This window comes from Nonomuraea sp. NEAU-A123, from assembly GCF_018603905.1.
In the GTDB taxonomy this organism is placed as follows: domain Bacteria; phylum Actinomycetota; class Actinomycetes; order Streptosporangiales; family Streptosporangiaceae; genus Nonomuraea.
The window spans coordinates 110,843-130,908 of sequence record NZ_JAHFZZ010000019.1 but is presented as its reverse complement, the minus strand read 5'-3'; the positions used below and the strand labels follow the sequence as shown (position 1 = coordinate 130,908).

General features: G+C 70.1%; 15 protein-coding genes. 7 read left to right on the top strand and 8 right to left on the bottom strand.

Annotated elements, in window-relative coordinates; genetic code table 11:
• Positions 1 to 6 precede the first annotated feature (6 nt).
• The 3 genes from KLK06_RS43040 to KLK06_RS43030 all read right to left on the bottom strand — a co-directional run bounded on the left by KLK06_RS43040 (position 7) and on the right by KLK06_RS43030 (position 4,292).
• Complete coding sequence (locus tag KLK06_RS43040) at positions 7 to 2,043, bottom strand: N-acetylneuraminate synthase family protein (RefSeq protein WP_214641492.1); 2,037 nt, start codon at positions 2,041 to 2,043, stop codon at positions 7 to 9.
• 72 nt (positions 2,044 to 2,115) lie between these two features.
• Positions 2,116 to 2,781, bottom strand: a complete 666-nt coding sequence (locus KLK06_RS43035; protein ID WP_214641491.1) for a response regulator — start codon at positions 2,779 to 2,781, stop codon at positions 2,116 to 2,118.
• Positions 2,778 to 4,292, bottom strand: coding sequence for an ATP-binding protein (locus KLK06_RS43030; protein ID WP_214641490.1), 1,515 nt, complete (start codon positions 4,290 to 4,292; stop codon positions 2,778 to 2,780). Before KLK06_RS43030 ends, KLK06_RS43035 begins: the two co-directional genes overlap by 4 nt.
• Positions 4,293 to 4,397: 105 nt before the next feature.
• Here KLK06_RS43030 and KLK06_RS43025 point away from each other — a divergent pair, with 105 nt between their 5' ends.
• A complete protein-coding gene (locus tag KLK06_RS43025; RefSeq protein WP_214641489.1) occupies positions 4,398 to 5,732 on the top strand; it encodes a cation:dicarboxylate symporter family transporter in 1,335 nt (444 codons plus the stop codon).
• On the opposite strand, the gene KLK06_RS43020 is transcribed toward KLK06_RS43025, so the two are convergent.
• The 3 genes from KLK06_RS43020 to KLK06_RS43010 all read right to left on the bottom strand — a co-directional run bounded on the left by KLK06_RS43020 (position 5,729) and on the right by KLK06_RS43010 (position 9,578).
• Complete coding sequence (locus KLK06_RS43020; protein ID WP_214641488.1) at positions 5,729 to 6,547, bottom strand: SAM-dependent methyltransferase; 819 nt, start codon at positions 6,545 to 6,547, stop codon at positions 5,729 to 5,731. The two genes, KLK06_RS43025 and KLK06_RS43020, sit on opposite strands and share 4 nt — an antisense overlap.
• A 77-nt stretch (positions 6,548 to 6,624) precedes the next feature.
• Positions 6,625 to 7,965, bottom strand: coding sequence for a cell wall metabolism sensor histidine kinase WalK (locus tag KLK06_RS43015; protein ID WP_214641487.1), 1,341 nt, complete (start codon positions 7,963 to 7,965; stop codon positions 6,625 to 6,627).
• A 125-nt stretch (positions 7,966 to 8,090) separates the two neighbouring features.
• On the bottom strand, positions 8,091 to 9,578 hold the full coding sequence (locus KLK06_RS43010; RefSeq protein ID WP_214641486.1) for a glycoside hydrolase family 13 protein: 1,488 nt from the start codon (positions 9,576 to 9,578) through the stop codon (positions 8,091 to 8,093).
• A gap of 266 nt (positions 9,579 to 9,844) precedes the next feature.
• Between KLK06_RS43010 and KLK06_RS43005 the strand changes: the two genes are divergently transcribed.
• The 5 genes from KLK06_RS43005 to KLK06_RS42985 are packed head-to-tail and all read left to right on the top strand — an operon-like array spanning position 9,845 to position 16,629.
• Positions 9,845 to 11,128, top strand: coding sequence for a maltose ABC transporter substrate-binding protein (locus KLK06_RS43005; RefSeq protein WP_214641485.1), 1,284 nt, complete (start codon positions 9,845 to 9,847; stop codon positions 11,126 to 11,128).
• Between the two features lie 4 nt (positions 11,129 to 11,132).
• Complete coding sequence (locus KLK06_RS43000) at positions 11,133 to 12,701, top strand: ABC transporter permease subunit (protein ID WP_214641484.1); 1,569 nt, start codon at positions 11,133 to 11,135, stop codon at positions 12,699 to 12,701.
• Positions 12,698 to 13,537: a sugar ABC transporter permease gene (locus KLK06_RS42995; RefSeq protein WP_214641483.1), complete on the top strand. Its 840-nt coding sequence runs from the start codon at positions 12,698 to 12,700 to the stop codon at positions 13,535 to 13,537. The genes KLK06_RS43000 and KLK06_RS42995 overlap by 4 nt, the downstream gene beginning before the upstream one ends.
• A gap of 6 nt (positions 13,538 to 13,543) precedes the next feature.
• Entirely contained in the window at positions 13,544 to 15,328 is a 1,785-nt protein-coding gene (locus tag KLK06_RS42990) for a glycoside hydrolase family 13 protein (RefSeq protein WP_214641482.1), read from the top strand.
• Positions 15,329 to 15,384: 56 nt separating this feature from the next.
• Positions 15,385 to 16,629: a right-handed parallel beta-helix repeat-containing protein gene (locus tag KLK06_RS42985; RefSeq protein ID WP_250906881.1), complete on the top strand. Its 1,245-nt coding sequence runs from the start codon at positions 15,385 to 15,387 to the stop codon at positions 16,627 to 16,629.
• Between the two features lie 46 nt (positions 16,630 to 16,675).
• On the opposite strand, the gene KLK06_RS42980 is transcribed toward KLK06_RS42985, so the two are convergent.
• Together KLK06_RS42980 and KLK06_RS42975 are read right to left on the bottom strand one after the other, a co-directional pair.
• Entirely contained in the window at positions 16,676 to 17,800 is a 1,125-nt protein-coding gene (locus KLK06_RS42980) for a hypothetical protein (protein WP_214641481.1), read from the bottom strand.
• Positions 17,797 to 18,297 carry a SigE family RNA polymerase sigma factor gene (locus KLK06_RS42975; protein ID WP_214641480.1) on the bottom strand — a complete coding sequence of 167 codons (501 nt, stop codon included), beginning with the start codon at positions 18,295 to 18,297 and terminating at the stop codon, positions 17,797 to 17,799. The genes KLK06_RS42980 and KLK06_RS42975 overlap by 4 nt, the downstream gene beginning before the upstream one ends.
• Before the next feature lie 147 nt (positions 18,298 to 18,444).
• Between KLK06_RS42975 and KLK06_RS42970 the strand changes: the two genes are divergently transcribed.
• Positions 18,445 to 19,995 (top strand): glycoside hydrolase 43 family protein, encoded by a 1,551-nt coding sequence (locus tag KLK06_RS42970; RefSeq protein WP_214641479.1) that lies wholly within the window; start codon positions 18,445 to 18,447, stop codon positions 19,993 to 19,995.
• The last annotated feature ends 71 nt before the right edge of the window (positions 19,996 to 20,066 follow it).

The following is a 20,066-nucleotide window of genomic DNA, read 5'->3' as shown; positions in this document are numbered from 1 at the left end:
CGCTCGTCAGACGGTGACGCGGCGCAGGCGGGCCTTGGGTGCCTCCTCGCCCGGGAAGACGCGCTTGACGCCGTCACCCATCGCCTGCTCGATGATCCGGATGTCGCGTACCAGGTGTTCGAGGCCGGCGGGCTCCAGCGACGCGGCGTGGTCGGAGCCCCACATGGTGCGGTCGAGCGTGATGTGCCGCTCCACGCAGACCGCGCCGAGCGTCACCGCGGCCAGCGAGATCTGCAGGCCGCGCTCGTGGCCGGAGTAGCCGACCGGCACGCCGTAGCGCTCCTTGAGGGTGGTGATCGTGCGCAGGTTCGCCTCCTCCGGCGGGAGGGGGTACGTGGAGGTGGCGTGCATCATGATCAGCTTCTCGGTGCCGAGGATCTCGACGGCCTGGTCGATCTCGGAGAGCGTGGACATGCCGGTCGACAGCATCAGCGGCTTACCGGTCGCCGCGAGGGCGCGGAGCAGCTCGTGGTCGGCGACGCTGGCCGAGGCCACCTTGTGCGCCACGACGTCCATCTCCTCCAGGAACTCGATGGAGGGCACGTCCCACGGCGAGGCGAACCAGTGCAGGCCGCGCTCGTCGCAGTACTTGGCGATCTGGCGGTACTCGTCGTGGCCGAACTCGGTCCGCTCCTTGTACTCCAGGTAGGTCATCTCGCCCCAGGGCGTCTGCCTGATCTGCCCCTTCTGCGCCTCGGGCACGCAGATCGCCGGGGTGCGCTTCTGGAACTTCACCGCCTGGCAGCCCGCGTCGGCCGCCACGTCGATGAGCCGGCGCGCGAGGTCGAGGTCGCCGTTGTGGTTGATGCCGATCTCGCCGATGACGTAGACGGGCTCGCCGTCGCCGACCAGCACCTCGCCGACCGCCACCGGGCCGAACCTGGGACGCCGCTTGACCTCGGGCGCGGGCGTCTCGGGCCGGGCCGCCACGACCCTGTCGCACAGCTCGCGTACGGCTCCGTCGCCGCCCATCTTGGACAGCACGACCCTGGCGGCCGCCCGCACCCGCGGGTGCGCGTCGGGCACCGCGATCGGCCAGCCCACCTCGGCCATCGGGCCCAGGTCGTTGACGTCGTTGCCCACGTAGGCGACACGGGCCGGGTCCAGGCCCTCGATCGTCAGCCAGTCGCGCAGCACGACCCGCTTCTCGGCGATCCCCTGCAGCACGGGCACGCCCAGCTTGCGGGCGCGGGCCGCCACCACCGGGTTGTGCTCGGTCGACATGACCAGCACCTTCACCCCGGACCGGCGCAGCAGCGCGATGCCCATTCCGTCGGAGCGGCTGACCAGCACCATCTCGCGGCCGTCGGAGTCGACGTAGGCGCGGTCGTCGGTGTGGACGCCGTCGAAGTCGGTGATGACCGCGTCGACGTCGATCGGCTCGGGTACGTCCACGAACGGGGCCAGCGCGCGGGCCAGCTCCAGGTCCTCGGGGTCGTCGATCTCGATCGCGTGGCGCGCGGGCACCGGCTGTACGGCGACGGTGCCGAAGAAGCGGTGGCCGTGCTCGCGCAGCCCGGAGGTGCGCATGACGTAGAAGGCGCCGTTCTCGCGGAACTGCGGCTCGCGGTCCTGCCTGCGCTGCCTGACCGCGGGGTCGTGGTTGATCCCGCCGCCGGCGGCGGTCCAGAGGAACTCGTGCGTGGGCAGGCCGGACACGACCGTGTCGGCCTCGCCGTCAAGAACCTTGCGCACGGCCGCCGACAGGTCGGCGGAGTCGATGAACGCGCTGGTGCACTGCACGAGGACGACCACCTCGGGGTCCTCGTCGAGCGCGTCGAGCGCGTGCAACACCGCCGACTCGCTGGAGGCGGTCGCGCCGCTGAGCTCCTCGGGACGGTCCACGACGAGCGCGCCCGCCTCCTTGGCGGCTTCGGCGATCCCCGCGTGGTCGGTGCTGACCACGACCCGGTCGATCAGCTCGCTGCGCAGCGAAGCGCGCACGGCACGGGTGACCAGGGGAATACCGCCGACCGGCGCGAGGTTCTTCAGGGGAACGCCTGCGGAACCTCCGCGGGCGGGAACAACGGCCAGGACTCGCAACGTGACTCCTCAGTGCTAACGGGTTGCTTCCCGAAGCTAGAGGCGCGGATTGAACTGGCAGCGTCCCCCCCATTAACTTTCCGGGGGGATCCGGTAGAGCAACTCTGGACGGCCCACCCCTCCGTACTGTGGCATCCGGACCGCCACCCCCAGCTCCACCAGGTGTTCCAGGTATCTGCGGGCGGTCACCCTGGAGACTCCGGCCGCCGTCCCGACAGCCTGCGCCGACATCCCCGCGGGCTGGCGGCGCAGCTCGGCGGCGACCAGGTCGAGGGTGTCGTGGGCCAGCCCTTTCTGCAGGTCAGAGCGGCCGCGCAGGGTGCCGAGCACCCGGTCCACGTCGCCCTGGCCGACGATCTCGCCGGCCTCCTCCTTGAACCGGGCATAGCCGGTCAGCTTCTCGTTAAGTGTCGCGAAGGTGAACGGCTTGAGCAGGTACTGGGAGATGCCCAGCGACACCGCCCTGCGCACCATGGCCAGATCGCGCGCGGAGGTGACGGCGATCACGTCGCACAGCAGCCCGCCCGCCCGTACGGCCCGGCAGACCTCCAGCCCGTGCATGTCGGGCAGGTACAGGTCGAGCAGGATGAGATCGACCGGCGTGCGCCGCAGGAACCGCAGCGCCTCCCCGCCCGACCGCACCACGCCCGCCACCTCGAAGCCCGGCACCCGGCCCACGTAGATGCGGTTGGCCTCGGCGGTGATCTCCTCGTCCTCGACCACCAGCACCGAGATCATCGGACCGGCTCCGGTACGGGCCGCGGCACGGGCAGCCGTACGGTGAACACCGAGCCGTCCACCTCGATCGTGCCGCCCAGCCGCCGCACCGCCTGACCGACCAGCGCGAGCCCCAGCCCGTGCCCGTCGCCCTTGGTGGTCCAGCCCTTCCGGAAGGCGTCGGGCGCGATCAGGCCGGGCCCGTCGTCGGCCACCCGGATGAGGAAGCCGTCACGGCCGCCCCGCAGCAGCACCTCGACGCGGGTGGCCGCGTCGATCGCGTTGTCGATGAGGTTGCCGACGATCGTCACCAGCTCCCCGGGGTCCAGGCCGAGGTCGTCCAGCTCGCTGTCCTGGCTGATCACCAGTTCGCTGCCGCGCTCGGCCGCCTCGGCGCTCTTGCCCAGCAGCAGCGCGGCCAGGATCGGCTCGCGCACCGCGCCCATCACCCGGTCGGTGAGCTCCTGCGCCGCCCGCAGCTCGGCGGTGCCGAACGCCACCGCCTGCTCGGTACGGCCCAGCTCCACCAGCGTGATGACCGTGTGCAGCTTGTTGGCCGACTCGTGGGCGGCCGACCGGAGCGAGTCGGCGAACCCGCGCTCGGCGTTCAGCTGCCCGGCGAGTGCCTGCAGCTCGGTGTGATCCCGCACGGTCACCACGGTGCCGAGCCGGCTGGCCGCGCCGTTGACGGCCAGCACCCGGTCGCCGACCAGGTGCACGCGCTCCTGATCCGTGTCGAGCACCCCCGACAGGCCCAGCTCGTCCAGGTGCCGCCCTTCGGCGTCGGCGGGCAGATCGAGCAGTTGCCGCGCGGCGTCGTTGCAGAGCGTCAGCGTGCCGTCCTTGCCGACCAGCAGCAGCCCCTCCCGTACGGCGTGCAGGACCGCGTCGTGATGCTCGTGGATGCGGCCCAGCTCGACCGGGCCGAGCCCGTGCGTCTGCCTGCGGAGCCGGGCGGTCACCAGCCACGTGCCGACGGCGCCGAGGGCGAGCCCGAGCAGGGCGATGAGCCCGGTCCAGACGAGCTGGCCGCGCAGCCTGGCGCTCACTCTGTCGACCTTGATACCCGCGCTGACCAGCGCCCGTATCGGGCCGTTCGGGCCGCCCGCGTGGACCGGGGCGACCGCCCGCACGGACGGGCCGAGCGTGCCGGTGTAGGTCTCCGTGAACGTCTCGCCGTGCAGCGCGCGGTCGATGTGGCCGAGGAACCGCTTGCCGATCTCCGCGCGGTTGGGGTGCGTGTAGCGGGTGCCGTCGGGCTTCATGATGGTGACGAAGTCGACGCCCGACTCGGCTTCCACCCGGTCGGCGTACGGCTGCAGCCGCGTGGTGGGGGACGGCTCGTCCAGAGCGGCCAGCACATCCGGCGAGGCCGCCACGGCGGCCGCCGCCGCTCTGGCCGCGCCCGCCGCCTCGGCGGTGACGAGCTGGTCGGCCAGCACGGAGACGAGCGTGGTGGCGCCCGCCAGCGTGACGGTGACCACGAGCAGTTGCAGGAGCAACATCTGCCCTGCCAGGCTCCAGCGGCGCATCGGGGACCTCTCAATGAACGAAACTTACGCAATAGTGACCTGGATCACCACGGACCGCATAGTCGCATAGTTAGCATTTTCACTCATAGCGACCGGAGACCCTCCATGCGTGATCGCACTCGCTATCTCTACCTGGCCGTCATCGTGGCGGTCCTGCTCGGGATCCTGGTGGGATTCGTCTGGCCGGACGTCGGCCAGGCGCTCAAACCGCTCGGCACCGGCTTCGTCAACCTGATCAAGATGATGATCAGCCCGATCATCTTCTGCACGATCGTGCTCGGCATCGGTTCGGTCACCAAGGCGGCCAAGGTCGGCAAGGTCGGCGGGCTCACCATCGGCTACTTCCTCATCATGTCCACGGTAGCCCTCATCATCGGGCTGCTGGTCGGTAACCTCATCGACCCGGGCTCGGGGCTGCACCTCACCGACGCCGCCAAGAAGGTCGCCGAGGGCGAGGCGGCCAAGGGGGGCGCCACCGGTTCGGCCGACTTCGTGCTCGGCATCATCCCCACCACACTGGTCTCGGCGTTCACCGAGGGTCAGACGCTGCAGACGCTGCTGGTCGCACTGCTCACCGGATTCGGGCTGCAGGCCATCGGGCCCAAGGCCGCGCCGATCCTGACGGCCATCGAGCACATCCAGCGGCTGGTGTTCCGCATCCTCGCCATGATCATGTGGGCGGCGCCGGTCGGCGCGTTCGGCGCCATCGCCGCGGTCGTCGGCGCCACCGGCATCGACGCCCTCAAGAGCCTGGCCATCATCATGATCGCCTTCTACATCACCTGCGTGCTGTTCGTCGGCCTGGTGCTCGGACCGCTGCTCTGGGGGGTGGCCAGGATCGGGCTCTGGCCGCTGTTCCGCTATCTGGGCCGTGAGTTCCTGCTGATCCTGTCCACGTCGTCGTCCGAGGCCGCGCTGCCGAGGCTGATCGCCAAGATGGAGCACCTCGGCGTGAGCCGTACCGTGGCGGGCATCACGGTGCCCACCGGCTACTCCTTCAACCTCGACGGCACCGCGATCTACCTGACCATGTCCACGCTGTTCATCGCCTCCGCCAGCGGGTCGCCGCTGCGGTTCGGCGAGCAGCTCGCGCTGCTGGCGTTCATGATGGTCGCCTCGAAGGGCGCGGCGGGCGTGACCGGCTCCGGGATCGCCACGCTGGCCGGCGGCCTGCAGTCGCACCGGCCCGACCTGGTCGACGGCGTCGGCCTCATCGTCGGCATCGACCGCTTCATGTCCGAGGCGCGGGCGCTGACGAACTTCGCGGGCAACGCGATCGGCACCGTGCTCGTCGCCACCTGGACGGGCGAGTTCGACAGGGCGCGGGCGGCCGAGGTGCTCGCCGGCAACGTGCCGTTCGACGAGGCGACGTTGCTGGACGAGGACGTACGACCCGAACCGCCCGCTGCGGACGAGAAACGAGAGATGACGGCGGTCTAGAGCTTGCGGCCGATGCCCGCGTAGCCCATCCGCGCCATCTCCTCATCGAGGAACTGTGTCTCCTGGGGGTCGTTGAACGGCCAGCCGATCTCCGGCCCCAGGCCACTGGCCAGCCCCGGCGGGATCAGCTCGAAGTCACCGAAGAACCGGGCGATCTCCGTGCCGGGGCGTGGGCAGAACGGCGCGTTGGCCTTCTGGTAGAACTCGCTGATCTTGGCCACCCGCTCCGGCACGACGTCGTTGCCGACGTGGGAGATGACCAGGTAGCTGCCCGGGGCCACCGCGTCGCGGTAGGTGGCGACGAACTCGTGCGGCTCGTCCTCGTCGGGCACCAGGTGCAGGAAGAACATCATGAGCACCGCTACCGGCTGGTCGAAGTCCAGCACGGACAGCACCTCGGGGTGCCCGAGGATCTTCTCCGGCTCGCGGCCGTCACCCAGCACCATGGTGACCTTCTCGGGGTCGGCCAGCAGGGCGCGGCCGTGCGCGGCGACCACGGGGTCATTGTCGACGTACACCACGCGCGCGTCCGGCGCGAACCGGTGGGCGACCTCGTGCACGTTCTCCGCGGCCGGGAGACCGGAGCCCAGGTCGAGGAACTGGGTGATGCCCTGACGGCAGAGGTATTCGACCACTCGCCCGATGAACTTGCGGTTCTGCCTCGTGCCCTCTCTGACCTCGGGTAACACGCTCATGACCAGTTCGGCGAGCTCCCGGTCGGCCTTGAAGTTGTCCTTGCCACCGAGGAAGTAGTCGTACATCCGCGCCGCGTTGGGGATGTGCGGGTCCACACCTTGCGGCGCTTGTTCCGTCATGTCCCCATGATCTCGGACAAAGGGCATGTAAATCCACCGGTTCATGTCACAAGGTGAGCAACCGGGGATGGATCGTGTCACACGGCGGGCAGCCTCAGGACGAAGCGGGCGCCGCCGCGGTAGTCCTCGACGCGGATCTCGCCGCGATGCGCCACCGCCACGTCGCGCGCGATGGCCAGGCCCAGACCGGTCCCGCCGGCGTCGCGGCTGCGGGCCGCGTCCAGGCGGGTGAAGCGCTCGAAGATGCTCTCGCGGTCCGTCGGCGCGATCTCCACGCCGTCGTTCTCCACGGCCACGACGGCCATGCCCGCCTCCCTGCTGACGACCACCCTGACGATGTTCTCGGCATGCCGCTGGGCGTTGTCCAGCAGGTTCGTCAGCACCCGGGCCAGCTGCATCCGTACCCCGTCCACCACGACGCTCTCGTCCAGCGCCAGCTTGACGGGCAGCGGGTCGTCGCGGCACGCCAGCTCGTCGCGGACCAGGGCCGCGAGGTTCACCCGCTCCTTCGCCACGTCCACGCGCGAGCCGATCCTGGCCAGCAGCAGCAGGTCGGTGACGATCGCTTCGAGCCGGTCGGTGTCGTGCAGCGCGCTGTCCACCAGGGCGATGAAGTCGGTGTCCTCGGGGTAGAGCTGGGCGCTCTCCAACTGCGCGCGCAGCGCCGCGATGGGAGTGCGCAGCTCGTGCGAGGCGTCGGAGGCGAAGCGGCGCTGCTGGCACGCGGAACGTTCCATGCGGGCCAGCGTGCCGTTGACGGACCGGGCGAGCTCGGCGACCTCGTCGTCCCCCGGGGGCTGGGTCACCCGGCGGCTCAGGTCGCTGGCGTTGACCTCGTCGAGTTCGGCCCGCATCGCGCCCACCGGCTGCAGTGCCCGGCCCATCACCAGCCAGGTCGCCCAGATGGCCAGGGCCATGAGCACGACGATCTGGGTGAACACCACGGTCTCCAGGATCGGCATGTCCAGTGCGCCCGGCGTGGTGCGCCCGGCGTACACGACGTTCGAGTTCGGCGCCGACGACACGCGGACGGCCGTCAGGTGGATGCACTGCCTCGGGAGGCAGTTGGTGGTGCTGATGACCCGGTTGTCGGGCGTGGGCCAGACGTCGCTCAGCGGCGGCAGGTTGCGGGCCGCGTCGCTCGTCCCGATCACCGCACCGCCCGGGGCCACGACCTGGATCAGGTCGACGTACGGGTCGGGCAGCGGTATCGCCGCGCCCAGAGGGAGATCGCGCCCGCGTGACTCGACCGCCACCTGTTCGGCGGCGTCCCTGGTCTTCTCCCACACGTGGGCCTCGATCACGGACTTGGCGACGATGACGCTGCCGACCCCTGCCGGGATCAGTACGGAGGCGGCTACGGCGGCCGCCACGATCGTGACGCGGCCACGGAGCGACCTCGCCCAGAGGCGTGACATTAAACGAGGCTACTAACGGTAAGTACCGCTATATGGCGATCAAAGGGAAAATTTCCCCCATGATCAGCCCGCGTGGGTCGTACGGCCCGCACAGCCGGCGAAGGCCGTACGGGCCGCGTCCGGCCTCAGCGCTGGAGCCACACCGTGGTGTCGGGCGGGAGGGTGCCGTCGGCGGCGAGCGGGCCGCTCGACAGCAGCACCTCGCCGGTCACCTCCACCGGCTCGTCGCTGGTGTTCAACACGACGACCAGGCCGGGCGAGCGCTCGATGGCCAGCACGTCCTTGGGGGAGTCGAGCCAGGCCAGCGTGCCGCCGCCGAGCGCCGGGTGGGCCTTGCGCAGGCGCAGCGCGGCCCGGTAGAGGTTCAGCGTGGAGCCGGGGTCGTCGTGCTGGACCTCGGCCGACAGCGGCGCCCACGAGTCGGGGATCGGCAGCCACGGGTCCCGCCAACCGTAGCCGGGAGCGGTGGTCCACGGGATCGGTACCCGGCAGCCATCACGGCTCTCGCCGCTGCGCCGGAACGCCGGGTCCTGCCGCAGCTCGTCCGGCAGGTCGAGCACCTCGGGCAGGCCGAGCTCCTCGCCGTTGTAGAGGTAGGCCGAGCCGGGCAGCGCCAGCATGAGCAGCGTGGCCGCCTTGGCCCGGGCCAGGCCGCCGTGCCGGGTGACGTGCCGGGGCTTGTCGTGGTTGGACAGCACCCAGGTGGTCGGCGCGCCGACCAGCTCCGCCTCGGCCAGCGCCTTCTCGATGACCGCGCGGAACGACTTGGCGTGGAAGTCGGCCAGCAGGAAGTCGAAGTTGAACGCCTGGTGCAGCTCGTCGGGGCCGACGTAGCGGGCCAGCCGCTCGGGCGAGGACACCCACGCCTCGGCGACGGCCATCCGCCCGCCGGGGTAGGAGTCGAGGATCGGCCGCCACTCGCGGTAGATCTCGTGCACGCCGTCCTGGTCGAAGTACGGCACGCGCTCGTCGCCGAGCATCTCGGCCTGGCGGCCCTCCTTCGGCCCCACGTCGGGCAGTCCGGCGGCCTTGACCATGCCGTGCGCCACGTCGACGCGGAAGCCGTCCACCCCGCGGTCCAGCCAGAACCGCAGGATGTCGCGGAACTCGGCCCGCACCTCCGGGTGCTCCCAGTTGAGGTCGGGCTGTTCGGGCGCGAAGAGATGGAGATACCACTGCCCGTCGGCCACCTGCGTCCAGGCGGGCCCGCCGAAGATGGACTCCCAGTCGTTGGGCTGGTCCCGGAAGATGTAGCGGTCGCGCAGCCCCGCCTGGAACCACGGGTGGCGGTCGGAGGAGTGGTTCGGGACCAGGTCCACGATCACCCTGATGCCCAGCTCGTGCGCGTCCGCGATCAGTCCGTCGAGGTCGGCCAGCGTGCCGAACATCGGGTCCACGTCACGGTAGTCGGCGACGTCGTAGCCGCCGTCTGCCATCGGCGAGGTGTAGAAGGGGCTCAACCAGATGGCGTCCACGCCCAGCTCGCCGAGGTAGCCGAGGCGCTCGCGCACGCCCGGCAGGTCCCCGATGCCGTCGCCGTTGGCGTCGGCGAAGCTGCGTGGGTACACCTGGTAAACGACGGCGTCCCGCCACCAATCGTCGTTGCCGAGCATTGCGGTCCTCCGGGGAAATGTCCGTGATGTCTGGTGCAGGATGGCCTGCGTGGTTCTGTGGGGTCAAGCGTAAGTTGCGGAAAGTTGCAGATAACACCGTACTTCTCCCGGGAGACCAGGTGGCGAGGTCAAGGGAGTATCCAGCGCATCTGGATCAGGTAACGCTCTTTCGCAAGTTCTTCCAATTCTTGCAAAGACTCGCTAACGTCCCGGAAATATAAGCCGCGAAAGCGGTCAATGCTCCCTCCGTGACCTCAGGAGGTCCCATGCGCAAGCGAGCTCTGGGTGTGGCCGCTCTCACGTCCCTGGCGTTGGCCGCCACGGCGTGCGGCGGTTCGCAGCCCGGCACCCCCTCCGCCGCCCCCAGCGGTTCCGCCGCCTCGGCCTCGGCCCCCGCCGCCGACAAGGGCAGCGGCAAGCTCGTGATCTGGGCCGACCCCAACCGGGTCAAGGCGCTCAAGCCCTTCGCCGACCAGTTCGGCACCGAGAACGGCGTGGCCGTCGAGGTGAAGGAGATCAGCAAGGACAACCAGCAGACCTTCCTCACCGCCTCCCAGCAGGGCAGCGGCCCGGACATCATGGTCGGCGCGCATGACTGGATCGGCAACCTGGTGCAGAACGGCGCCATCGACCCGGTCAACCTCACCGACGCGCAGAAGGCGGCGTTCCCGGAGATCGCCATGAAGGCGGTCACGTTCGACGGGCAGGTGATGGCCGCGCCGTACGCGGTGGAGAACATCGCGCTGATCCGCAACACCAAGCTCGCGCCCGAGGCCCCCGCGACGCTGGAGGACCTGGTCAAGCAGGGCAAGGCGCTCAAGGCGGCGGGCAAGGTCAAGGAGGTGCTCTGCCTGCCGGTGGCGCAGAAGGGCGACGCCTTCCACGTCTACCCGCTCTTCGCGGCGGGCGGCGGCTCACTGTTCGGCACCACCGCCTCCGGCGACCCGGACCCGAAGAAGGTGCTGCTCGGCTCACCCGACTCGGTCAAGGCGTTCGGCAAGCTGAAGGAGCTGGGGGAGAAGGGTGACGGCGCGCTCAAGACGTCGATCACCAACGAGAACTACGTCGCCAGTTTCGCGGGCGGCAAGTGCGCGTTCCTGATCTCCGGCCCCTGGGCCATGGGCGACGTGAAGAAGGGCGGCATCACCTACGACATCACGCCCGTCCCGTCGTTCAAGGACGGCAAGCCCGCCACGCCGTTCGTCGGCGTCCAGTCGTTCTTCGTGGCCTCCAAGGGCAAGAACAAGACCCTCGCGCAGGAGTTCGTCGCCAACTACGTGACCAACAAGGACGTGGCCAAGGCCCTGTACGCGGCCGACCCGCGGCCCCCGGCGCTGACCGAGGCGCTGCAGGAGGTCGGCGCGAGCGACCCCGACGCGGGCAAGTTCATGGACGCGGGCAAGAACGGCCTGCCGATGCCGGCCATCCCCGAGATGCAGGCGGTCTGGGAGCCGTTCGGCATCGCCGAGGCGGCGGTGGTCAAGGGCGGTGACCCGGCCAAGGCCGCGGCGGCCGCGCAGAAGGCCATCGACAGCTCGCTCAAGAACTGACGCCATGACCCTGGACGTGCGTGAGGCCCCGGGGGCGCATGCTCCCCCGCGGCCCCGCCGCGAGATCACCACGGCCTTCCTGGTGAGCAGGATCGCGGTGCTCGCGGTGGCGGCGGCGCTCCTGGTGTACGCGGCGCCGCCCCTGGTGGCGGCCGGGTCGTGGCCCGCCCTGGTGATCCTGGGCGGCGCCACGGCGGTGATCGCCTACCTCTATCTGACCCGCCGGTTCATCCCGGCCAAATACCTGATCCCCGGCACCCTCTTCCTGATCGCCTTCCAGGTGTTCCCGGTCCTCTACACGGTGAGCACGGCGTTCACGAACTTCGGCGACGGCCACCGCGGCGACAAGACGGCGGCCATCACGGCGATCGAGACGGGCTCCGTGCGGCAGGCGCCCGGCTCGCCCGAGTACAACCTGACCAGCGCGCTGAAGGGCGACAAACTGGTCTTCCTCCTGGTGGACCCGGAGACCAAGCAGGTCCAGTCGGGCGACCCGGCCGGGCTCGCACCGGTGACCGGCGCCCAGGTGGGCGTGACGGGCAAGGTGTTGCGGGCGCCCGGTTTCACCGTGCTGACGGCCCCGCAGGCGGCGGCCAGGGCGCAGCAGATCGCGGCGCTGGCCGTACCGACCCGCGGCGGGCTGATCAAGGCGAACGGGCTGAGCCGCGCGGTCGAGGGGCGGGCGGCGCTCGTCTACGACGCGCGCTGCGACTGCGTCCAGGGCGAGGGCGACCGGTGGACGGCCGACGAGGGGCAGGGCTACTTCGTCAACGCCAAGGGCGCGCACCTCGCGCAGGGCTGGCAGGTGAACGTCGGCTTCGCCAACTTCGCCCGGGTGCTGACGAACCCCACGATCTCCGGGTACTTCATCGGGGTCTTCGGGTGGAACGTGGTGTTCGCGCTGGCGTCCGTGGCCTCCACGTTCGCGCTCGGCATGGCGGTGGCGCTGGCGCTGCACCACCCGCGCATGCGCGGCACCCACGCCTACCGGATCGCGCTGATCCTGCCCTACGCCATGCCCGCCTTCGCGATGCTGCTGGTCTGGCGGGACATGTTCAACCGCGACTTCGGGCTGATCAACCAGCTCTTCGGGCTGGACGTCGACTGGATGGGGCAGCCGTCCACCGCCAGGCTGGCGGTCATCCTGGTCAACCTCTGGCTGGGCTTCCCGTACATGTTCCTGGTGACCACGGGCGCGCTCCAGGCGATCCCGCGCGAGCTGACCGAGGCCGCCGCCATCGACGGGGCGACGCCGTGGCACGGCTTCCGCAGGGTGACGCTGCCACTGCTGCTGGTGGCGCTCACGCCACTGCTGATCTCGTCGTTCGCCTTCAACTTCAACAACTTCAACGCGATCGCGCTGACCAGCGAGGGCGGCCCGTTCCCGGCGGAGAGCCCGCAGGTGGGGGCCACCGACCTGCTGATCACCTACACCTTCCGGCTGGCGTTCGGCACCTATGGCGCGCAGTTCGGCTTCGCCGCCTCGATCTCGGTGTTCATCTTCGCGATCGTGGCGCTCATCTCCGCGGTGGCCTTCCGCCGGACCCGTAAGCAGGAGGAGGTCTACGCATGAGACTCGCGCTGCGGCACGTGTTCGTGCTGGTGGTGTGCGCGTTCGCGGTGTTCCCGATCCTGTTCGTGTTCTCCGCCGCGATCAACCCGCTGGGCACGCTGGCCTCCACCGACCTGCTGCCGACCGGGGCCAGTCTGGGGAACTTCGCGGACCTGTTCACCTCCGACAGGTATCCGTTCGCCAGGTGGTTCCTCAACTCGACGTTCATCGCGTTGTCGTCGTCGTTCGCCAGCCTGCTGCTGTCGATGTTCGCCGCCTACGCCTTCAGCCGGATGCGGTTCCGCGGGCGCCGGGTCGGGCTGCTGGCGCTGCTGCTCATCCAGATGTTCCCGCAGTTCCTGGCCATCGTGACGATCTTCATGATCTTCACCAGGGTGACCGAGCTCTACCCGGCGTTCGGGTTCAACACCGTGTGGGGGCTCATGCTGCTCTATCTGGGCGGCGCGCTGGGCGTGAACACCTGGCTGATGAAGGGCTTCCTCGACACGGTCCCCAAGGAGCTGGACGAGGCGGCCACGGTCGACGGGGCCACGCACGCGCAGATCTTCTGGCGGGTCATCATGCCGCTGGTCACGCCGATTCTCGCGGTCACGGCGCTGCTGGCCTTCATCGGCACGATGAGCGAGTTCATCATGGCCAACGTCTTCCTGCGCGATCCCGAGAGCAAGACGCTGGCCGTCGGCATGTACGGGATGATCGCGGGGGACCAGCGGAACGCCAACTTCGGCATGTTCGCCGCGGCCACGCTGCTCACCGCCGTACCCACCGTCGGTGTGTTCCTATGGCTGCAGAAGTACATCGTCTCCGGGCTCACCGCCGGAGCCGTCAAGGGATAGGTCTCATTGCGCTTCCTCGGCGAGCCGCATCACGACGGCTCCGCTCTGTACGTCTCCACCCAGGCGCCGTCACCCGGCTCGACGGTGACGGTCCGGGTGCGGGCGCCCCTGTCCGCCGGGATCACCGGCGTGCACGTCCGTACGGTCCGCGACGGCGAACCCCGCTTCACCGCCGCGTCGGCCGACACGCCCGGCGCCATCGGCGAGTACGGCGGGTACGGCGAGACGGACGTCTGGTGGCGCGCGGACATCGTCGCCGCCAATCCGGTCACTCCTTACCGCTTCCTCTTGCACACCACGGGCGGGCAGGCATGGCTGACCGCGGCCGGGCTCGTCACGCACGACGTCACCGACGCCACCGACTTCCGGCTGGTCTGCCACGAGCCGCCGCCCCCGTGGCTGGCCGACGCCATCGTCTACCAGATCTTCCCTGACCGTTTCGCCAGGTCCAGGCCGATGCGGGAGCTGCCGGACTGGGCGCTGCCGCGGGACTGGGACCGCGATCCGGTCATCCCGTCGGGCCCCGGCACGTCCCAGCAGTTCTACGGCGGCGACCTCGACGGCATCGTCCAGCGGCTGGACCACGTACAGGCGCTCGGCGTGGACACCGTCTACCTGACGCCGATCTTCCCGGCCCGCTCCAACCACCGTTACGACGCCGCCGACTTCGACCGGATCGACCCGCTGCTCGGCGGCGACGCGGCGCTGCACCGGCTGGCCGGCGCGCTGCACGCGCGCGGCATGCGGCTGATCGGCGACATCACCACGAACCACTGCGGCCGCACGCACCCCTGGTTCACCGCCGCGCTGTCCGACCCGGGCGCGCCCGAGCAGGAGATGTTCTACTTCGATCCCGGCACCGGCGACTACGAGTCCTGGTACGGGGTCAAGTCGCTGCCCAAGCTCAACTGGGGCAGCGACCTGGTGCGTGCCCGGATACCGGCCGTACTGAAGAAGTGGCTGGGCCCGCTCGACGGCTGGCGCGTCGACGTCGCGAACATGACCGGCAGACACGGCCCCGACGACCACAACCACGAGATCGCCGCCCTGCTGCGGCGCGAGATCGGCCCCGGCGCGGCGCTCATCGCCGAACACTGCCACGACGCCTCACCCGACCTGGACCGCGACGGCTGGCACGGCACGATGAACTACGGCGGCTTCACCCGCCCCGTGTGGGCCTGGCTGCGCTCGCCCGAGCTGGAGCTGACGAACTTCCTCGGCGTGCCCGGCGGCGTGCCGTCGCGTGACGGGCTCCAGACGCACGCGACGTTCCGCGCGTTCGCCGCCCACCTGTCGTGGCGCTCACAGGCGAACTCATGGCAGCTCCTCGACTCGCACGACTCACCGCGCATCCGCACCGTGACCGGCTCGGCCGACCGCCATCTCGTCGCGCTCGGGCTGCAGGCCACGCTGCCGGGCACGCCGATGGTGTTCGCGGGCAGCGAGTACGGCCTGACGGGCGTGAACGGCGAGCACGCGCGTACCCCGATGCCCTGGGACCGGCCCGCCGACCAGGACCTAGCCACGCTGGCCTCCTACCGGGAACTGCTCGGGCTGCGCCGGGCCGAGCCCGCGCTGCGCCACGGCGGGCTGCGGTGGTTGCATGCCGATACCGACTGCCTGGTCTTTCTCCGGGAAACCGGCGCCGAGTCGCTGCTAGTGTGCGCGCGTAGGGCACCGGGCCGTGCCCTGCCGCTGCCCACCCGGGCGGCGGGTGTTTATAACGCTTCTGACACCGATGTGTTGCCAGGTGATGGCCCTTCGCTCCGTGTCTGGCGCCTCACGCGCTGACGCGCTAGCGTAAGCGCCCCATCGTTCAGATTTAAACTAGATAGTGGTGTGTTCGCATGAGGTTGCTCTCCGTGGCCGTCATCGCTTCACTCGTGCCCGCCCTGCCGTTACCGGCTCTCGGCCGTGCCGGCACCACCTACTACGTCGATTCGCGTGCGGGCGACGACTCGGCGGCGGGCACCAGCGCCACCAAACCGTGGAAGTCGCTCGACAAGATCGGCTCGGCCGACCTCAAACCCGGCGACGCGGTCAGCGTCAAACGTGGCAGCAAGTGGACCGGCTCGCTCACCCTCACCGCCAAGGGCACGGCGGCCAAACCCATCGTCATCCAGCCGTACGGGACCGGCCCCATGGCCAAGATCTCCGGCATGGACGGCAACTGCGTCGTCGTCAGCGGCGACCACTGGCGCATCAGCGGCGTGCGTGCCTCCCGCTGCCAGTGGGCGGGGTTCGAGCTGAGCGGCGACGGCAACGAGCTCGTCGGCGTGGGGGCCGACCACAACATCGCCGGCGTCCTGGTCACCCCCAGCGGATCCCGCAACATCATCAGGGACAGCAGGCTCACGGCCAACGCCCGGATGAGCGTGAACGACTCCGAACCCGACAACGACTCCGGGGCGTTCGGCATCCTGCTGAACGGCGACGACAACACGGTGACGGGCAACACCATCACCGGCAGCTACGCGCCGAGCGTCGACTACGGCTTCGACGGGGCCGCGGTCGAGATCTTCAACGGCGACCGCAACCTGATCACGCACAACACCGCCCGCGACAACGAGGCGTTCACCGAACTCGGCGCCCGCAAGGGGAGCACGGCCACCGGGAACGTGTTCGCCTTCAACGTGGTCACCTCCTCCCGCAAGAATGGATCGTTCCTGGTCACCCGAGGTCCCGAGCACGTCGTCGGCCCGGTCAGGGGCACCATCGCGGTGCACAACTCGGTCTACCTGCCCGGACGGGTGACGATCGGCTGGTCCTGCCACGGTGGCTGCTCGCCGTCGATACTCAAGCTGCGCAACAACGCGATCTCGGTCGGCGGCCAGGCCGGGTACGAGGACGGGAAGGGCGCCGACGACGCGGGCGGCGTTTATCGGGGGCGTACGTACGGGTTCAAGCTGGGGCCCAAGTCGGTGAAGGCGGACCCCCGCTTCGTCTCCCGTACGGACCTCCATCTGCGGCCCGGTTCTCCGGCCCTGGGCCACGGGATCCGGCTCAGCCCGGCGTGGTTCGGCCGGAGATCGTCCGGCACGGACCTCGCCGGCCTGCCCGCCGCCCCGAATGCCGGCGCCTACCAGCGGTGAAAACCCCCATGTGACCGCAGGCCCGGGCCCCCGCCCGGGCCTGCGGTCATTTCTGCGCGGGGTGCTTGTCCTGCCAGATCTCCACGCCCGCGTCGTCGTAGCCGACGACCTGGAAGCCCTCGCGGTAGATGTCGCCGGTACGGTCATACGTCCCCGCGAACAGCTTGACGTCGAGGTTCCACGGGTCCGGCTGGGTGTCGGCCGACACGGACCGGCCATCGGCGAAGATCAGGGTGACGCGGGCGGTCTTCGCGCTCGCGATGCCCAACCAGTGCTTGCCGTAGTCCCGCAGTTCCACGGGGTACTTGTTGCTGCCCAGATCGGTCATCAGGTGGCCGGCGTCGACGATATGCAGGCCGACGACCTGTCCGTCCAGCTTCCAGAGCAGCGTCTTGCCCGGCACCTCGTAGAGATCCACGGAGAGACCGCCCGGCATCCGCACGACGGGACCGATGGGCTCCGCCTTGGCCTCCGGGAAAAGGGTGGGTTTTCTGGTGAACCGTGACTTCGTCCGGCCCTCGGCGTCCGCGAACTCGAACGTCGTCACCGTCTTGCCCACAGGTGCGGACACGGTCCAGATGCCCTGGGGAGCCCCCTGCGGCCGGTGAATCGTACCGGTGACGCGGCCGCCACCCTTGATCACGGCGGTGACGCCGGCGACTTCGGCCGGCGCGGTTCCGTAGTACAGCACCACGCCCGTGGACGGCGCGGGAAGTGACTCGGTCGATCCCTGCTCAGTAGCCTTCCGGACGTCGAGCGGTTCGCCGCAACTCTCGTTGCCCCCGCCGTTTCTGCTTTCGTAGGCCCTGCAGAGGACTGTCCCCGTCTTCCCCTTGGCGTACCAAATGGTCAGGGGCCGCCCCTCGGACGGGTTGCCGATCATCAGGCGGTCGCCCAGCGGGGTCTTGTCGTCCATGACGCTCGGACGGCTGGTGCGCGTGTCGATGGTCCCGGTGGCGACGCCGTCGCCTTCCTTCCCGCCGGCGGCCGTCAGCGTGAGCGGCACCGCCACCGCGGCGACGGCCACCGCCGCGACGAGCGCCTGCCTGCGCGTCCTGCGCCGTCGCGACCGCGCCACGACGTGGGTACGCAGCTCGGAGGGCGCCTTCGGCGCGTGTTCGGCGGCGTGGCCGAGCGTCGTCCGCAGGCGGGATTCCAACTGATCGGTCATGCGGAGCTCCCGTCGATCTCTGAAGGGTGGGGTACGGCGGAACGGAGCTTGGCCAGCCCGAGCGACGCGTGGCTGCGCACGGTGCCCCGGGAGACGGCGAGCACGTCGGCGATCTCCGCGTCCGTCAGGTCCTCGTAGTAACGCAGCACGAGCACGGCCCGCTGCTTGCGCGGCAGGGCGCCGAGCGCCTGCCACAGGTCCTCTTCGACGCCGGAGGGCAGCACGTCGAGCTGGGCGGTCTCGGGGAGTGCCCAGTCGAGTCGCTCGCGCCTGCGCCGCCGCCAGATGCTGATGTGCAGCCTGGCCATGATCATCCTGGTGTAGCTCTCCGGGGCCTGCTTCTGGCGCACCCGTGGCCAGGCGCGATGCAGCCGGATCAGCGCCTCCTGGGTGAGGTCGGCCGCGTCGTGCGGGTTGCCGCTGAGTAGGAATCCGTAGCGCAGCAGGGCATCGGCCCGTTCCGCGACGAAGTCCTCGAAGCGGGATATTTCATCCAATGGCCTATGCCTTTCCTTGGTCCGTCACGAGATAGACGGACCAGGCGCCCGAACTGTTGAACGCGGCCCCACAACCGGCTCGGGTGTCACGGTGCGTGCGAGAATAGTGAAGAAACGTTTTCTCAGCCAGTTGCGGAGCTTGGATTCATGGCAGACGACCCGGCCGGGCGGCTCACGTACCGCAATCCCATCCTCAACGCCGACTGGCCCGATCCCGACGTCATCCGCGTCGGCGAGACGTACTACCTCGTCGCGTCGAGCTTCAACCGCGCGCCGGGGCTGCCCATCCTGCGCTCGCCGGACCTGCTGCGCTGGGAGCTGATCGGCCGCGCGCTGCCCGCCGTGCCGTCGGCGGAGCGGTTCCTGGTGCCCCGGCACGGCGGCGGGGTGTGGGCGCCCTCCATCAGGCATCACGACGGCCTGTTCTGGATCTTCTACCCCGACCCTGACCAGGGTGTTCACGTGCTGACCGCGGCGGACCCCGCGGGGCCGTGGTCGGAGCCCCACTTCCTGCTCCCCGGGCCGGGCGTGATCGACCCGTGCCCGTTCTGGGACGATGACGGGCGCGCGTGGCTGGTGTTCGGGTGGGCGAAGAGCCGCAGTGGCATCAGCAACCGGCTGTCGCTGGTGGAGATGACGCCCAACGCCCGCGAGATCATCGGCGCGCCCGTCACCGTGATCGAGGGGGACGACCTGCCCGGCTACTCGACGCTGGAGGGGCCCAAGGTCTACAAGCGCGAGGGCTGGTACTGGATCTTCGCTCCCGCCGGGGGTGTCGCGACAGGCTGGCAGTCGGTGTTCCGGTCGCGGTCGCTGGCGGGGCCGTACGAGGATCGGGTCGTCCTGGAACAGGGGGACACGCCGGTCAACGGGCCGCACCAGGGGGCGTGGGTGACCTCGCCGGAGGGTGAGGACTGGTTCCTGCACTTCCAGGACCGTGGGGTGTTCGGGCGGGTGGTCCACCTGCAGCCGATGCGCTGGGGGGACGACGGGTGGCCGGTGATGGGGTCGGGCGGACGTCCCGTTCTGGAGCACCTGGCACCGGCGCGCGCATCGGAGGCTCAGTTGGGCGAGCCCGGTGGGGAGCCGCGGCGGGACGACGACTTCCGCGCGGGGGAGCTCGGGCCGCAGTGGTACTGGCAGGCGAATCCGGTGCCTGGCGCGCTACGCCTGGACGGCGACGGTCACGCGAGACTGCGTGCTCTGCCGAACGACCCGGGCAATCTGCGGGACCTGCCACAGGTGCTTGGCCAGCAGTTGCCCGGCGTGGCCGCGCAGTTCACCACCACCCTCCGGTTGGCGGCGGATGAGGCGGGGACCAGGGCCGGGGTGGTCGTGCTCGGCGCCTGTTACGCGTATGTGGGGCTGGTTCGGGACGGCGACGGGGTCAGTGTCGAGGTTCGGACGTACGACGCGGGTGAAGAGGGTGAGGTGACGCGGTTCAGCGCGCGGCTGCCCGATGAGGCCACGACCGTCGGGCTGCGGATCGCCTCCGATGACGAGGGGATCTGCACGTTGCGGTTCCGCCATTGTGCCGAGGCCGGTGACGGTGATGGCTGGGTCACTGGCTTCGAGGGGTTCCGGGCGGAGCAGGGGCGCTGGATCTCGGCGGAGCTCGGCCTGTTCGCCACCGCCCCGCCTGGGTCGTCGGGCGAGGGCACGGCCGTCTTCGGCCCGGTGACCATCCGCCCCTGCTAGAGACCACCCTCCGCACGTCGGCCCTTCGCAGTACGGCCCGTCCAAACCGCAGCGCCGGAGCCCGATCTCCG

Coding starts and splice junctions, on each gene's coding strand:
- KLK06_RS43035 (WP_214641491.1), bottom strand. CDS start 2,781: ATGATCTCGGTGCTGGTGGTCGAGGACGAGGAGATCACCGCCGAGGCC.
- KLK06_RS43030 (WP_214641490.1), bottom strand. CDS start 4,292: ATGCGCCGCTGGAGCCTGGCAGGGCAGATGTTGCTCCTGCAACTGCTC.
- KLK06_RS43025 (WP_214641489.1), top strand. CDS start 4,398: ATGCGTGATCGCACTCGCTATCTCTACCTGGCCGTCATCGTGGCGGTC.
- KLK06_RS43020 (WP_214641488.1), bottom strand. CDS start 6,547: ATGACGGAACAAGCGCCGCAAGGTGTGGACCCGCACATCCCCAACGCG.
- KLK06_RS43015 (WP_214641487.1), bottom strand. CDS start 7,965: ATGTCACGCCTCTGGGCGAGGTCGCTCCGTGGCCGCGTCACGATCGTG.
- KLK06_RS43010 (WP_214641486.1), bottom strand. CDS start 9,578: ATGCTCGGCAACGACGATTGGTGGCGGGACGCCGTCGTTTACCAGGTG.
- KLK06_RS43005 (WP_214641485.1), top strand. CDS start 9,845: ATGCGCAAGCGAGCTCTGGGTGTGGCCGCTCTCACGTCCCTGGCGTTG.
- KLK06_RS43000 (WP_214641484.1), top strand. CDS start 11,133: ATGACCCTGGACGTGCGTGAGGCCCCGGGGGCGCATGCTCCCCCGCGG.
- KLK06_RS42995 (WP_214641483.1), top strand. CDS start 12,698: ATGAGACTCGCGCTGCGGCACGTGTTCGTGCTGGTGGTGTGCGCGTTC.
- KLK06_RS42985 (WP_250906881.1), top strand. CDS start 15,385: ATGAGGTTGCTCTCCGTGGCCGTCATCGCTTCACTCGTGCCCGCCCTG.
- KLK06_RS42980 (WP_214641481.1), bottom strand. CDS start 17,800: ATGACCGATCAGTTGGAATCCCGCCTGCGGACGACGCTCGGCCACGCC.
- KLK06_RS42970 (WP_214641479.1), top strand. CDS start 18,445: ATGGCAGACGACCCGGCCGGGCGGCTCACGTACCGCAATCCCATCCTC.